This is a genomic window from Chromobacterium sp. (assembly GCF_041912965.1).
In the GTDB taxonomy this organism is placed as follows: domain Bacteria; phylum Pseudomonadota; class Gammaproteobacteria; order Burkholderiales; family Chromobacteriaceae; genus Chromobacterium; species Chromobacterium aquaticum.
In genome coordinates this window covers 82,348-96,846 of sequence record NZ_JAYSGF010000016.1, presented here as the reverse complement: position 1 = coordinate 96,846, position 14,499 = coordinate 82,348, and the positions used below count along the sequence as shown (strand labels likewise).

General features: G+C 64.3%; 15 protein-coding genes. 4 read left to right on the top strand and 11 right to left on the bottom strand.

From position 1 onward, the window contains the following. From ettA to gpmI, 8 genes are all read right to left on the bottom strand, one after another. Positions 1-1,284: energy-dependent translational throttle protein EttA (gene ettA, locus ACE3QM_RS11050; RefSeq protein ID WP_374421832.1), on the bottom strand; the 1,284-nt coding region annotated here is incomplete at its 3' end. A gap of 88 nt (positions 1,285-1,372) precedes the next feature. Continuing rightward, on the bottom strand, positions 1,373-1,852 hold the full coding sequence (locus tag ACE3QM_RS11045; protein WP_374421829.1) for a DUF456 domain-containing protein: 480 nt from the start codon (positions 1,850-1,852) through the stop codon (positions 1,373-1,375). 49 nt (positions 1,853-1,901) lie between these two features. Further along, positions 1,902-3,959 carry a polyphosphate kinase 1 gene (gene ppk1, locus ACE3QM_RS11040; RefSeq protein ID WP_048409109.1) on the bottom strand — a complete coding sequence of 686 codons (2,058 nt, stop codon included), beginning with the start codon at positions 3,957-3,959 and terminating at the stop codon, positions 1,902-1,904. 71 nt (positions 3,960-4,030) lie between these two features. After that, positions 4,031-4,303 (bottom strand): oxidative damage protection protein, encoded by a 273-nt coding sequence (locus ACE3QM_RS11035; RefSeq protein WP_048409108.1) that lies wholly within the window; start codon positions 4,301-4,303, stop codon positions 4,031-4,033. An 87-nt stretch (positions 4,304-4,390) separates the two neighbouring features. Further along, complete coding sequence (argA, locus tag ACE3QM_RS11030; RefSeq protein ID WP_048409107.1) at positions 4,391-5,695, bottom strand: amino-acid N-acetyltransferase; 1,305 nt, start codon at positions 5,693-5,695, stop codon at positions 4,391-4,393. Positions 5,696-5,839: 144 nt separating this feature from the next. Then, on the bottom strand, positions 5,840-7,267 hold the full coding sequence (locus ACE3QM_RS11025; protein WP_374421843.1) for a S41 family peptidase: 1,428 nt from the start codon (positions 7,265-7,267) through the stop codon (positions 5,840-5,842). 42 nt (positions 7,268-7,309) lie between these two features. Further along, a complete protein-coding gene (locus tag ACE3QM_RS11020) occupies positions 7,310-8,638 on the bottom strand; it encodes a murein hydrolase activator EnvC (RefSeq protein WP_231463395.1) in 1,329 nt (442 codons plus the stop codon). A gap of 246 nt (positions 8,639-8,884) precedes the next feature. Then, the gene (gene gpmI / locus ACE3QM_RS11015; protein WP_374421825.1) at positions 8,885-10,408 is read right to left on the bottom strand and encodes a 2,3-bisphosphoglycerate-independent phosphoglycerate mutase; all 1,524 of its coding nucleotides are present in this window, start codon (positions 10,406-10,408) and stop codon (positions 8,885-8,887) included. Positions 10,409-10,511: 103 nt separating this feature from the next. Here gpmI and ACE3QM_RS11010 point away from each other — a divergent pair, with 103 nt between their 5' ends. Beyond that, a complete protein-coding gene (locus tag ACE3QM_RS11010) occupies positions 10,512-10,808 on the top strand; it encodes a helix-turn-helix transcriptional regulator (RefSeq protein ID WP_019100570.1) in 297 nt (98 codons plus the stop codon). A 126-nt stretch (positions 10,809-10,934) separates the two neighbouring features. On the opposite strand, the gene ACE3QM_RS11005 is transcribed toward ACE3QM_RS11010, so the two are convergent. The 3 genes from ACE3QM_RS11005 to ACE3QM_RS10995 all read right to left on the bottom strand — a co-directional run bounded on the left by ACE3QM_RS11005 (position 10,935) and on the right by ACE3QM_RS10995 (position 12,708). Then, entirely contained in the window at positions 10,935-11,156 is a 222-nt protein-coding gene (locus ACE3QM_RS11005; RefSeq protein ID WP_231463399.1) for a hypothetical protein, read from the bottom strand. Positions 11,157-11,311: 155 nt separating this feature from the next. Beyond that, positions 11,312-12,145 carry a 4-hydroxybenzoate octaprenyltransferase gene (gene ubiA / locus ACE3QM_RS11000; protein ID WP_374421840.1) on the bottom strand — a complete coding sequence of 278 codons (834 nt, stop codon included), beginning with the start codon at positions 12,143-12,145 and terminating at the stop codon, positions 11,312-11,314. Between the two features lie 38 nt (positions 12,146-12,183). After that, positions 12,184-12,708 carry a chorismate lyase gene (locus ACE3QM_RS10995; RefSeq protein ID WP_231463401.1) on the bottom strand — a complete coding sequence of 175 codons (525 nt, stop codon included), beginning with the start codon at positions 12,706-12,708 and terminating at the stop codon, positions 12,184-12,186. Between the two features lie 131 nt (positions 12,709-12,839). Between ACE3QM_RS10995 and ACE3QM_RS10990 the strand changes: the two genes are divergently transcribed. The 3 genes from ACE3QM_RS10990 to ACE3QM_RS10980 all read left to right on the top strand — a co-directional run bounded on the left by ACE3QM_RS10990 (position 12,840) and on the right by ACE3QM_RS10980 (position 14,481). Next, positions 12,840-13,205, top strand: coding sequence for a CidA/LrgA family protein (locus tag ACE3QM_RS10990; protein ID WP_374421822.1), 366 nt, complete (start codon positions 12,840-12,842; stop codon positions 13,203-13,205). Continuing rightward, positions 13,192-13,908, top strand: coding sequence for an LrgB family protein (locus ACE3QM_RS10985; protein ID WP_231463406.1), 717 nt, complete (start codon positions 13,192-13,194; stop codon positions 13,906-13,908). The genes ACE3QM_RS10990 and ACE3QM_RS10985 overlap by 14 nt, the downstream gene beginning before the upstream one ends. Before the next feature lie 114 nt (positions 13,909-14,022). Further along, on the top strand, positions 14,023-14,481 hold the full coding sequence (locus ACE3QM_RS10980) for a histidine phosphatase family protein (RefSeq protein ID WP_048409099.1): 459 nt from the start codon (positions 14,023-14,025) through the stop codon (positions 14,479-14,481). The last annotated feature ends 18 nt before the right edge of the window (positions 14,482-14,499 follow it).

Sequence of the window (14,499 nt, the reverse complement as noted above, 5' to 3'; positions counted from 1 at the left end):
GAGATAGGCGCGGCTGGACATCTCGAACTTGCCCACGGTGAGGATGTCGGCGCCGGCGGCCACGTCCTCGAACACGGTCTTGTCGCCGTCCAGGCCCTCGCGGGTCTGCTCGACAAAGGCCATCTGCACGGTCTGGCCAATCTTGACCTCGCCGCTGTCCGGCTGTTCCTTGCCGGCAATCATCTTGAACAGCGTCGATTTACCGGCGCCGTTGGGGCCGATGATGCCGACGATGGCGCCCGGCGGGGCCTTGAAGCTGAGATTGTCGATCAGCAGGCGGTCGCCGAAGCCCTTGGACACGCCGTTGAACTCGATCACCTCATTGCCCAGGCGCTCGGCCACCGGAATGAAGATTTCCTGGGTTTCGTTGCGCTTCTGGGTTTCGTAGCTGGACAGTTCCTCGAAGCGGGCCAGACGCGCCTTGGACTTGGCCTGGCGGCCTTTCGGGTTCTGGCGCACCCATTCCAGTTCCTGTTTCATCGCCTTCATGCGCGCGCCTTCGCTCTTGGCTTCCTGCGCCAGGCGGGCTTCCTTCTGTTCCAGCCAGCTGGAGTAATTGCCTTTCCACGGGATGCCTTCGCCGCGGTCCAGTTCCAGAATCCATTCGGCGGCGTTGTCCAGGAAGTAGCGGTCGTGGGTGACGGCCACCACGGTGCCGGGGAAGCGCACCAGGAATTGCTCCAGCCATTCCACCGATTCCGCGTCCAGGTGGTTGGTGGGTTCGTCCAGCAGCAGCATGTCGGGCTTGGACAGCAGCAGCTTGCACAGCGCCACGCGGCGCTTCTCGCCGCCGGACAGCGGGCCGATCTTGGCATCCCACGGCGGCAGGCGCAGCGCGTCGGCGGCGATTTCCAGCTGGTGTTCTACGTTGTCGTTGGCGCCGGCGGCGATGATGGCTTCCAGCTTGGCCTGTTCTTCGGCCAGCGCGTCGAAGTCGGCGTCCGGGTCGGCGTAGGCGGCGTACACCTCTTCCAGGCGCTTCTGCGCGCCCATCACGTCGCCCATGCCGCTTTCCACTTCCTCGCGCACGGTTTTTTCCGGGTCCAGCTGCGGTTCCTGCGGCAGGTAGCCGATCTTGACTCCGGCCAGGTGCTGCACCTCGCCTTCGTATTCCTTGTCCGCGCCGGCCATGATGCGCAGCACGGTGGATTTACCGGCGCCGTTCAGGCCCAGCAGGCCGATCTTGGCGCCGGGGAAGAAGGACAGGGAGATGTCCTTGATGATCTGGCGCTTGGGCGGAACGATCTTGCTCACGCGGAGCATGGACATTACATATTGTGCCATCGGTATTCACGCTGGATTGAAAGGGGATAAACCGGGATTCTACCAAATCCCCCGGTTTAGGCCAGCCACGCGGCCGCGTAGCCGGCCGCTAGAACAGTAGCGCCAGCGCCGCGGTCGCCAGCATGGCGAAGGCGCAGGCCACCTTGGCCACCGCGCCGACGATGAAGCCGATGAAGGTGCCGATGCCGACCTTGCCGGCCTGGAAGGCGTCCTTGCGGGCGATGAACTCGCCGATGACGGCGCCGACCAGCGGGCCGAGCAGCACGCCGGCCAGGCCGAAGAACATGCCGACGATGCCGCCGATGAAGGCGCCCCACAGCGCCTGGCTGCTGGCGCCGCTGGCCTTGGCGCCGAGCAGGCCGGCGAAGAAATCAATCACCAGACCCAGCGCGGTGAGCAGGGCCATGATGATCAGGCTGATGGCGCCCAGGTGGTTGAAGTTGTCCAGCCAGGCGGCCAGCAGCAGCCCGCCGAACATCAGCGGCAGGCCGGGAATGATGGGCAGCATGGTGCCGGCCAGGCCGGCGATGACGAGCAGGGCGGCGAGACTGTAGCCGGCGATTTCCATGGTTGTCCTTGCGGGGGAGGGCGCCCGCGGCGTGGCCGCGGGCCGGGTGTCAGCGGGTGTACTCTTCCAGCAGCTGCAATTGCGCGCAATGCGGCTTGCCGCGGGAGGTGCGGCGTTTGTAGCTGCCGTCCGGCAGCATGTCCCAGGCGTTGACGTTGTCGTCCAGGTACAGACGCAGCGCTTCCTTGATCACCCGACGCTTGAGCTTGGCGTCGACGATGGGCACGCAGGTTTCGATGCGGCGGAAGAAGTTGCGGCCCATCCAGTCGGCGCTGGCGATCAGCAGGTCTTCCTTGCGGTCGTTGTGGAAATAGAACACGCGCGGGTGTTCCAGGAAGCGGCCGACAATGGAGCGCACGCTGATGTTGTCGGACAAGCCCGGCACGCCGGGCCGCAGCGCGCACACGCCGCGCACGATCAACTGGATCTTGACCCCGGCCTGGCTGGCGCGGTACAGCGCGTGAATCACCTGGCTTTCCAGCAGGGCGTTCATCTTGGCGATGATCTGCGCCGGTTTGCCGGCCTGGGCGTGGGCGATTTCGCGGTCTATCGCCTCCATCACCATGCTGTGCAGCGTGAACGGGCTCTGGAACAGCAGCTTGAGCTGGCTGGCGCGGCCCAGGCCGGTCAGCTGCACGAAGATGTCGTTGACGTCGCTGGCGATCTGCTCATTGCAGGTCAGCAGGCCGAAGTCGGTGTAGAGGCGGGCGGTGCGCGGGTGGTAGTTGCCGGTGCCCAGATGCACGTAGCGGCGCAGGCCGTGTTCTTCGCGGCGCACCACCATCAGCATCTTGGCGTGCACCTTGTAGCCGATCACGCCGTAGACCACGTGGGCGCCGGCATCCTCCAGCCGGCTGGCCCAGCCGATATTGGCTTCTTCGTCGAAGCGCGCCATCAGCTCCACCACCACGGTCACCTGTTTGCCGGCGCGGGCGGCGGCGATCAGCGATTCCATCAGCACCGAGTCGGTGCCGGTGCGGTACACCGTCATCTTGATGGCCACCACGTGCGGATCGGAGGCGGCCAGCGTCAGCATGTCTATCACCGGCTGAAAGCTCTGGAACGGGTGGTGCAGCAGGATGTCGCCCTTGCGGATGGCGTCGAACAGCGGTGTCTTCTTGCGCAACATCTCCGGCAGCGTGGGGATGAAGGGGGTGAATTTCAGGTCGGGCCGATCCACCAGGTCCGGCACCTGCATCAGCCGCACCAGATTGACCGGGCCGTTGACGCGGTAGACGTCGCGCGGCTTGAGGTTGAACTGGGTCAGCAGGAATTCTTCCATGTGCGCCGGGCAGGTGTCGGCGATTTCCAGCCGCACCGCGTCGCCGAACTGGCGCTGGCGCAATTCCCCCTGCAGCGCGGTACGCAGGTTTTTCACATCCTCGTCTTCCACCGTCAGCTCGCTGTCGCGGGTGACGCGGAACTGGTAGCAGCCCTTGACCGCCATGCCGCTGAACAGCTCGTGCACGTGGGAGTGCAGGATGGAGGACAGGAACACGAAGGTGTGGCGATGGCCGTCGCTGACTTCGGCCGGCAGCTTGATCACGCGCGGCAGGATGCGCGGCGCTTGCACGATGGCGATGCCGGAGGCGCGGCCGAAGGCGTCGCGGCCCTCCAGTTCCACCGCGAAGTTAAGCGATTTGTTCAGCACCTTGGGGAAGGGATGGGACGGGTCCAGACCAATCGGGGTCAGGATGGGCATCAGCTCGCGGAAGAAAAAGTCCTGCACCCATTGCTGCTGCGCCTGGCTCCACTCGCTGCGGCGCAGGAAGATGATGTTTTCCTCGCGCAGCGCCGGGAACAGCACTTCGCTCATCACCGCGTACTGGTCGCGCACCAGCTGGTGCGCGGCGGTGGCCACCTTGGCCAGCGCCTGTTCCGGCGTGGAGCCGTCGGCCAGGATGCGCTCCGGCGTGGCCACGGCGGTTTCTTGCAGCCAGGCCACGCGCACTTCGAAGAACTCGTCCATGTTGGAGGACACGATGCACAGGAATTTCAGCCGTTCCAGCAGCGGCAGGTTGGCGTCTTCGGCCTGGGCCAGCACGCGGCGGTTGAATTCGAGCAGGCCCAGTTCGCGGTTGATCAGCAAGTCTTGCGTGTGTGACATACGGGGTTCAAGCCAACAGTGGAGAGTTCAGGGAAAAACAAAGCCCTCGCTTGGAGGGCTGGGCATGGAGATTAGTTCTGCGGCGGGGTATAGCCCGCCGGGGCGTCGGCGCCGTCGCCGAAGAAGTAGGCTTCCAGCTGCGCGGCCAGGTACTGGCGGGCGCGGGCGTCGGCCAGGCTCAGGCGGTTTTCGTTGATCAGCATGGTTTGATAGCGCAGCCAGCCTTGCCAGGCTTCCTTGGATACATTCTCAAACACACGCTTGCCCAGTTCGCCCGGCAGCGGCGGGAAGTCGAGGGCTTCGGCTTCGCGGCCCAGCTTGACGCAATTGACGGTTCTGCTCATGGCGCAATCCTTAAAATATCGGAAAAAGGTTAATTCAACATTGTGTCACAGAGATGAAACGCTTCCAACCACGGCGCGGCCCTAGTCTTACAAGACCTTGACGAAAACCTTGGAGCGGCGTTGATAGTTGTAGAACTGCTGCCGCGCCAGCGGCAGCGCGCTCTTGTCCGCCTCGGCGAAGCCGCGTTCGACGAACCAGTGCGCGGTCTGGGTAGTGAGCACGAACAGCGATTGCAGGCCCTGGGTGCGCGCCTGGTATTCCACGTGTTTGAGCAGCATCTCGCCGAAGCCGCCGTCGCGCTTGTCCTGCGCCACCGCTAGGCAGGCCAGTTCGGCGGTGCCGGCGTCGGTGAACGGGTGCATGGCCACGCAGCCGTAGATCTTGCCGTCGTGCTCCAGCACCGAGTACTCGCCGATTTCCACTTCCAGGTGTTCGCGGCTGCGCTTGACCAGCACGCCCTGTTCTTCCAGCGGTTGAATCAGGCCGATGATGTCGCCGATGTCTTCGATGCTGGCGTTGCGCACCCGCACCAGCGGATCGCGCGCGATCATGGTGCCATTGCCGCCGCGGGTGAAGTGTTCCACCAGCAAGGCGCCGTCCGCATGGCGGCTGATCAAGTGAGCGCGCGGAATGCCTTCGCGGGTGGCGCGGATGGCGTAAGGGAGATAGGCGCTGACGTCGTCCTGCAGCTGGCCGGAGGCCAGCAGGTCTTCGGCCTGCTGCGCGGTCAGCGTGCTGATCAGCTCCTCGTTCAGCATCACGCCGCGCTGCTCGATCACGAAGATCAGCTTTTCCGCCTTCAGGGTGATGGCGACGTGGGTGGCCAGCTCTTCCATGGTCAGGTTGAAGGCCTCGCCGGTCAGCGAGTAGCCGATGGGCGACAGCAGCACCAGCTCGCCATGGTCGAGGCGGGCGCGGATGGCGGCGCCGTCTGCGCGGCGTACCTGGCCGGTGTATTGCATGTCCACGCCGTCCAGCACCCCCAGCGGCTGGGCGGTGACGAAGTTGCCGCCGGCCACGCGTAGATGGGCGCCGTGCATCGGCGAATCGGGCATGCCCATGGACAGCAGCGCCTCGATATCGCAGCGGGTGGCGCCGGCCGCCTGCTTGACCACGTCCATGGTCGCGGCGTCGGTGACGCGGCGGTCGCGGTGGAACAGGCGGGCGATGCCGTGGCGTTTCAGCAGGCCTTCGATCTGCGGGCGGATGCCGTGCACCAGCACGATGCGCACGCCCAGGCTGACCAGGAGGTTGATGTCTTGCGCCAGGCTGGCGAATTCGCCGTCCTGCAGAGTTTCGCCGCTGACGGCCAGCACGAAGGTCTTGCCGCGGTAGGCGTTGATATAGGGGGCGGCTTCGCGAAAGGAAAGCACGAATTCGCGGGTAAGCATGAGGGCTGCGGCTCCGGCCGGGAAACTAGGGTTCAGCCGGACAGCGTAGCAGGAATGACGATGTTTTGCAGAAGGACGATGACGGACGCGCATGAAAAACGCCCCTGGAAAAACCAGGGGCGTGCGTGGGTGGCCGCGAGCGGCTCAGCTGCCTTTTTTCTGCAGGATCTGCTGGACCTTGAGAATGTTCAGCGCCTGCGACAGCTGGTTGTCGTTCTTCGGATTGGGATCGCGCGGGCCGAACTGGCTCTTCTCTTCCGGCTTAGCCTTGTCCTGGCCGTCGTCCGGCTTGACCGGCGCGGGGGCCGGCTTGGGCGCGGCCGCGGGCTTGGCGCTGCTCTTGGCCGGCGCCTTGTCCTCGCCGTTGGGATTGGCCAGGTGGTTTTCCAGGTCCACCTCGCGCAGGCGCAGCGCCTGTTCGGCCGCGGTCAGCGTGCCGTCTTCCACCACCACGTCGGGCACGATGCCCTTGGCTTGGATCGAGCGGCCGTTGGGCGTGAAGTAGCGCGCGGTGGTCAGCTTGATGCCGCCGGCGTTGCCCAGCGGCATGATGGATTGCACCGAGCCCTTGCCGAAGGTCTGGGTGCCCACCAGCACCGCGCGCTTGTGGTCCTGCAGCGCGCCGGCGACGATTTCCGACGCCGAGGCCGAACCGCCGTTGACCAGCACCACCAGCGGCACGTTGCGGGCATCCTGCGGCAGCTTGGACAGTGGGTCGCTGCCGTTGGGGCGCGCGTAGTTCTGCAGATTGGCGGTCAGCCGCATCTTGGCGTCAGGAGTACGGCCCTCGGTGTACACCACCAGCTGGTTCTTGGCCAGGAAGGCGGCGGAAACGCCGACCGCGCCGTTGAGCAGGCCGCCCGGGTCGTCGCGCAGGTCCAGCACCAGGCCCTTCAGGCCCTGCTTGTTCTCCTTGTACAGCGCCTGGATGCCGGCGGCCAGATCCTCGGAGGTGTGCTCCTGGAACTGGGTGATGCGCACATAGCCGTAATCCGGTTCCAGCAGCTTGTACTTGACGCTCTTGGTTTTGATCACCGCGCGCGCCAGCGTGAATACCAGCGGTTTGGTCTCGGTCTTGCGGGCGATGGTCAGCGTGACCTTGGTGCCCGGCTTGCCGCGCATCTTTTTCACCGCGTCGGTCAGGGACAGGCCGCGCACCGGGGTGTCGTCGATCTTGATGATCAGGTCGCCGCTCTTGATGCCGGCCTTTTGCGCCGGGGTGTCTTCGATAGGGGACACCACCTTGACCAGGCCGTCCTCGGCGCCGATTTCGATGCCGAGGCCGCCGAATTCGCCCTGGGTGCCTTCCTTCAGCTCCTTGAACGCATCCGGGTCCATGTAGTCGGAGTGCGGGTCCAGCCCGGTCAGCATGCCCTTGATCGCCGCGGTGATCAGCTTCTTGTCTTCCACCGGATCGACATAGTCCTGCTTGATGCGGCCAAACACTTCGGCGAAGGTGCGCAACTCGCTCAGCGGCAGCGGGGATTCACCCTTGTCGGCAAAGGCTTGCATGCTCAGCGTCAGCACGCCGCCGGCCATGGCGCCGGCCACTAGCCAGGCAATCTTCTTCATTCTTTGGCTGCTCATGTTTGTTATCTGTCTCCGTTGCCCGGTTCAGCGCGCCCAGGCTTGCGGGTTTAGGGGGCGTCCCATGTGTCGGATTTCAAAGTACAGGCCGGATTCGCCGCTGTCCAGTGTTCCGGTGTTGCCGATTGTGTCACCGGCCTTGACGCCGCTGCCCACGGATTTACCTATTACCGATAGTCCGGTATAGACCGTCATGTAGTTGCCGCCATGGTCGATCAGGATGGCGTTGCCGAAGCCGCGCAGTTGATCGGCGAACACCACGGTGCCGTCGGCCACGCTGCGCACCGGGGTGCCGTTGGCGGTCTGGATGAACAGGCCTTTCCAGCTGACGCCTTGCTGGCGCGGCTTGCCGAAGCGGCCGACCAATTGCCCGGCCACCGGCATCTTCATTTTGCCCTGCAGGCTGACGAAGGCGCGGCCGGCGGCGCTGTCGTCGGCCACGTCGGTGATCGCTTCCTCTTTCACCGTGACCGTCCGCTTGGCTTCCTCCGGCACCGGCTTGCCCTGTTTCTTGGCGTTTTCCGCCAGCTTGCGACGGCGCTCGTTCTCTTTGCGCGCGGCTTCGCGGGCGGCGGCCAGCTTGGCCTTGCGTTCCTCCGCCGCCTTGCGCGCGGCTTCGGCGCGGCGGCGCTGGATTTCCCGGTTGATCTGGGCGATCAGGCCGGTCAGGCGCTTTTCGTTTTCCTGCAGTTGGCTGAGTTTGCTTTGGCCGGACTTGATCTCGCCGGTGACCTTGCTCAGCTCCTGCTGCTGGCTGGCCTTGTCCTGCTGCAGCGAGCTCTTTTCCTGGCTCTTGCGGTCCGACAGCGAGTTGAGGCGGGCCAGTTCCTGCTCCAGCTGGAAGGACAGCGCTTCCAGTTCATGCTGGTGGGTGATCAACTGGGCGACCAACTGCTGTTGGGCGCGGGCGATATGCTGATAGTAGGCGAGGTCGCGCGCGCTCTGATTGGGATCGTTCGCGTTCATCATCAGCTTCATCGCATCGTGCTGGCCGTTCTTGTACTGGCGCGCCAGCATCTGGCCGACGCGCTGGCGCACCGCGGCCAGGTTGTTGCGGCTGGCGTTGATCTGGGCGCGCAGCGCTTCGAGCTGCTGCTCGGAGCTGCTTTGTTTCTTTTCCAGCTTTACCAGCGCCTGGTTGGTCTGGGCGATGGCCTGTTCCGATTCCTTGATCGCCGACTGGGCCTCTTTCTGCACCACCTGTTTCTGGGCGATGTCCTTTTTCAGCGTGTCGATTTCCTTGCGCACCGATTTGAGGTCTTGCTGATGCGGCGTGGTGGACAGCGCGGCGGAAGCCGGCGGCGCGGCGTGGCTGGCTGCGGCGAGCAGGGTCGCCATCAGGACATAGGATTTCATTGCCGGGAATGTGCTTTCTCTTGGGCCGCGAGCCGGACGCCCCGTCCTCGAGCGAGGGGTCCGGCTCCTTGACGCCGGCGGGGCCGGCGGCGGCGGGTCTTGGAGTCTGTTCTAAAGTCTCGCGAGCCAGAGCGAGACAAGGCGAAAACGCTTGAAGCAGCGGAATGCACAAAGCGGTACATGAGCATTCTGAACGCGTTTTTAACGCTGTTATGCTGAAGCGCAGCAGACTATTAGAACAGATTCTTATTGGAATTCGATCAACGATTGACCAGTCATCTCCGTTGGTTGTTCCAGGCCCATCATCGCCAGCAGCGACGGTGCGATGTCGCGCAGCGAACCGCCGGCGCGAATCCGGGCCGGACGGCCGACGTAGAGGAAGGGCACCGGGCTCAGCGTGTGCTGGGTGTGCGGCTGGTGATGCTCGGCATCGTACATCTGCTCGCAGTTGCCGTGGTCGGCGGTGATCAGCACTTCGCCGCCGGCGGCGCGCATCGCTTCCACGCAGCGGCCTATGCAGCCGTCCAGCGCTTCCACCGCCTTGACCGCGGCGTCGAAGATGCCGCTGTGGCCGACCATGTCGCCATTGGCGTAGTTGCAGATAATGGCCTGGTACTGGCCGGAGGCGATGGCGGCGACGATCTTGTCGGTGACTTCGCCGGCGTTCATTTCCGGCTGCAGATCATAGGTGGCCACCTTGGGCGATGGCACCAGGATGCGGTCCTCGCCGGGATAAACCTGCTCCTCGCCGCCGTTGAAGAAATAGGTGACGTGCGGGTATTTCTCGGTTTCGGCGATGCGCAGCTGTTTCAGGCCCAGGCTGGCCAGGTATTCGCCAAAGCCGTTGCTGATCTTTTGCGGCGGATAGGCGATGGACAGTTGGCTGTAGGCCTCGCCGTAGGAGGTCAGCGTGGCGAAGTCTGCGAACTTGGGCTGGCGCGCCTTGAAGCCGTCGAAGGCCGGATCGGTCAGCGCGCTGACCAGCTGGCGCGCGCGGTCGGCGCGGAAATTCATGAACACGACGACATCGCCGTCCCGCATGCCGGCCGTTTCGCCGATGGCCGTGGCCTTGACGAACTCGTCGTTCTCATCGCGGGCGTAGGCGGCTTCCAGCGCTTCCAGGCCGCTGCGGGCATGGTACAGGCCTTCGCCTTCCACCAGCAGGCGGTAAGCCGGTTCCACGCGTTCCCAGCGCTTGTCGCGGTCCATCGCCCAGTAGCGGCCGGTCACCGATGCCAGGCGCGCGGACGGGCATTCGGCCAGCACCGCGTCCAGCCGTTCCAGATAGGTCTTGGCACTGCGCGGCGGGGTGTCGCGGCCGTCCAGGAAGGCATGCACCAGGATGCGCGCGACGCCGGCGGCCTGGGCCGCGCGGATCAGCGAATGAATGTGGTTCTCATGACTGTGAACGCCGCCGTCGGACAGCAGGCCCATGATGTGCAGCGTCGAGTCCTTGGCCTTGGCGATCGCCGCGCCCAACACCGGGTTGGCGGCGAAACGGCCGTCCTCGATGTCGCAGTCGATGCGGCTGATGTCCTGCTGCACCACGCGGCCGGCGCCGATGTTCAGATGGCCGACTTCCGAGTTGCCGAACTGGCCGGAGGGCAGGCCGACGAAATTTTCCGAGGCATTGATGGTGCCGTAGGGGAAGGTCTGGCGCAGGCGGTTCCAGTTGGGCATCGAGGCATGCAGAATCGCGTTGTCATCGCCTTCGGTGCGATGGCCAAAACCGTCGAGAATCAACAACAACACCGGTTTGATGGATTTCATGGCATTCACATTCTGAATATTAGAAAATCTTGATGGTATTGGATTTAGTGTAGTATTGTACCGCAGTCAGACTAAATATAATGACTCTACAGGGAGAGAAGCCTTGCTGTTCAACGATGACCAGATCGAGCAGACCTCGAGGGCGATGAAGGCGATGTCGCACCCGCTGCGTCTGAAGATCATATCGGTGCTGGAAGACCAGGAAGTGAGCGTGCAGGACATAGTCGAGCAGGTCGGCACGTCGCAGAGCAATATTTCTCAGCATTTGGCCATTATGCGCGACAAGGGCGTGTTGCGCACGCGCAAGGACGCCAACCGCGTCTATTACCGCGTTGGCGATATCCGCACGCTGGAGGTGCTGAAGATGATGCGCGAAGTATTCTGTGGTTTCGGCGAGTAAATCGCCGCCAGTCGAGTCCGCGCTACCGGCATGAGCCGGTTTTGTCGCTGAAATTGGAATGTCAAAACGCCGCGCTTCTCAAGGAAGCGCGGCGTTTTTGCGTCAAGCTGAACCGCCGGGGCTCAATTACTTGGCGGCGGAAGCCGACTGGTGCTCGCCTTTCTTGTGAGCGTGCTTCTTGTGGGCATGCTTCTTGTGCTTGGCGGGCGCGGAAGCATGCTTCTTGCCGGCTTTCTTGTGTTCGGCCTTGTGCTCCATCTTCTTCTCGGCCGGAGCGGAAGCCGGGGTGGCGGCCAGGGCGGTGGTGGCGAAGGCAGCGGCGATCAGAGCGGAAATCAGTTTTTTCATGATTGTGACCTTTCTTGTGTAAAGCCGGCGGTGCATGCCGGCTGCAATCCCAAATGGGTGGGATATGCCCTGTCTGGGATTTGCGCCTGGCGGGAAAGTTCACACAAATTCATAAAAACTTGCCGTGGCGCAAATTCATGCCATCGGCTTGAAGCTCAGAACAACCAGTAACTGGCGGCGACGCCGGCGAAAATGACCGCGCCGACGCGGTTGTTGTCGAGAAAGGCCTTGAAGCAGGCGGCGCGGTCGCGTTCGCGGATGTCCAGGTACTGTTTGGCCATCAGGGCGATGGCACAGAGCAGGGACAGGTAATAAGGCCAGTTCAACGCCAGGTGCAGGCCGATGCCGGTCATCAGCGCGAGGAAGGCGGCGTGGAACAGCATCACGGCCAGCACGTCGTAATCGCCGAAGGTGAGCGCCGAAGTCTTGATACCGATCTTGATATCGTCAGGCTTGTCGCTGATGGCGTAGGCGGTGTCGTAAGCCAGCGTCCAGCAGGCATTGGCCAGCAACAGCAGCCAGGCCAGCGTCGGTACCTCGCCGGCCTGGGCGGCGAAGGCCATCGGGATGCCGAAGGAGAAGGCCAGGCCCAGATAGGCCTGCGGCACCGGGAAGAAACGCTTGGTGTACGGATAGGTGGCGGCGATGAACAGCGCCGGCAGGCTCAACAGCAGGGTCAGACGGTTAAGCGGCAGGATCAGCAGCAGCGACAGCAGGGCCAGGCCGGCGGCCAGCAGCAAGGCTTCTTTCTTGCTGACCGCGCCGCGGGCGAACGGGCGCAGCCGAGTGCGCGCCACATGGGCGTCGAAATCGCGGTCGGCGTAGTCGTTGACCACGCAGCCGGCGGAGCGCATCAAGAAAGTGCCAATGATGAAAATCAGCACGATGAGCGGATCGGGCCGGCCGTGGCCGGCGATCAACAGCGCCCACAGCGTCGGCCACAGCAGCAAAAAGGTGCCGATGGGCTTGTCCATGCGCATCAACTGCATGTACACGGAGAAGCGGTCCTTGAAAACGGCGGCGGTGATCACAGCAAAGTCTCCAGTTCCGGCAAAAACAGTTCGCAGATCAGCAAGGGCGCCTGGCGCAGCAGGAAGCGGCAGCGCCGCGCCGGATAGCTTTGATGCGGGCTCAGCGCCGCCGCGGGTTCAAACAGCGGATGGTCGGCGTCTATCAATTGGTAATGCAAGGGATCGCGGCGTAAATCCGGCAACTCGCTGAACAAGGTCAGGCCCAGGGAGCGGCTGCCGCGGTCTAGAATGGGCAGCCAGTCCGCGCAGTCCAGGCGCGCTACGCTGCGGGCGAACACCACCGGGGTGTCGTCCAGGGTCAAGGCCACTTCGCGCGCCAGCAGCGGCGCGCCGGCGGCCAGGCCCAGCAGCGCGGCCTCATCGTCCAGGCAAGGGCCGGTCTGCTGCTTCAGCACGCGCACGGCGAAGCGGCGGCCGGTGGCTTGCAGCCGTTCGGTCAGCGAGCCGGCTTCGGTGAGGCAGGATAGTACGGCGGCGGGCAGCGCGGGGGGCTGCGGCCGCCAGAGTGCGTGATGGGGCATGGCGCGCATTATGCCAAAGCCGGCGCGGCCTTGTCCCGTCCCATCTGCGGTCTGGGCGCGCGCATCTGTCTATCCCCAAGCGCGCGCCGGCACATTATCATGTTGGCATTGCTGTTTGGCTGGGGGCTGAGGTGATAGAGACCGCATTGTGTTTGCTGGGTTTTCAATTGGCGGGAGAAGTGCTGGCGCGAGGCTTGGGCCTGCCGCTGCCCGGCCCGGTGCTGGGCATGCTGTTGCTGTTTGTCGCGCTGAGCGTGCGCCGCGGCGTGCCGGCCACGCTGCAAATCCAGGTGCCGCGTTTTCTGGCGCACATGTCCTTGCTGTTCATTCCGGCCGGCGGCGCGGTGCTGGCCTACCAGGGCTTGCTGGCCGAGCACGGCGCGCGGCTGGCGGCGGTGCTGGCGCTGTCCACGCTGACCACGCTGCTGGTGCCGGGCCTGGCCCTGCACTGGATGCTGGCGCGGCGGCGTCGCAGGAGCGGACATGGCGGGCATTGAGGCATTGGGCGCCTTGCGCGCGTCGCCGTTGACCGGGGTGTTTGTCACATTGCTGGCTTATCGTCTGGCCTTGTGGCTGAATCGGCGCTGTCATGGCCACCCCTTGTCCAATCCGGTGCTGATCGGCGTGCTGTTGCTGTTGGGCTGGCTATTGCTGTCGGGCACCGATTATCGCCAGTACATGCAGGGCGCGCAGTTGATCCAGATGTTGCTGGGACCTGCGACGGTGGCGCTGGCGGTGCCCTTGTACGGCAATCTGAGCCGCCTGAAGCGCGCGGCGGGGCCGCTGGCGCTGAGCATTTTGCTGGGCGGGCTGGCCGGCATCGTCAGCGCGGTGGGTTTTGGCTGGCTGTTCGGCCTGCCGCACGAGGTCTTGCTGTCGCTGAGCACGCGCGCGGTGACCACGCCGATCGCGATGAGCGTGGCTCAGGGCATAGGCGGGGTGCCCGAGTTGTCGGCGATGTGCGTGATCCTGTCCGGAATTTTCGGCGCGGTGGTGGCGCGGCCGCTGTTCGCCGCGCTGGGTTTGCACGATGATATGGCGCTGGGCGTTGCCACCGGCATTTCCGCGCATGGGATAGGAACGGCGCGGGTGTTCCAGTTGTCGGAGACTGCGGGGGCGTTCGCGGGGCTGGCGATGGGCTTGAACGGCTTGCTCACCGCCTTGCTGGTGCCCTTGCTGCTGGCGTTGTTCCCGCTGTAGGCGGACCGGCGGTTTTCATTGCGCAGTCGCGCCAAGCCGCGCATCCCGTCATCAGCGGATGCCCGACTTGGCTCGCTTGCGGCGGAATTAAAAATATTTTTACGAGGGGTGTGTATGGATTTGATTTTGTGGCGCCATGCCGAGGCCGAGGAAGGTTCCGACGATCTGGCCCGCGCCTTGACGCGACGCGGCCAGCAGCAGGCCAGCCAGATGGCGTCCTGGCTGCGGGTGCGCCTGCCGCGCGATTATCTATTGCTGGCGTCCGAGGCCAAGCGCTCGCAGCAGACCGCGGCGCTGCTGGCCAAGAGCTTTCAGACCGTGCCGGCGCTGAACCCGACGGCATCGCCGCAAGAGGTGCTGGAGGCGATAGGCTGGCCGGAAGCGAACCGCACCGTGGTGCTGGTCGGCCATCAGCCTTATATCGGCTGGCTGACATCCGCTCTGTTGTCGGAGCAGCAACAGTTGTGGAGCGTGAAGAAGGGTTCGATCTGGTGGCTGAGCCACCGCGAGCGCCATGGCATTGAGCAGACGCGCTTGAAGGCGATGATGACGCCGGGCATGTTGCAGCCCTGAGCCGAAACCTAAAAAGGC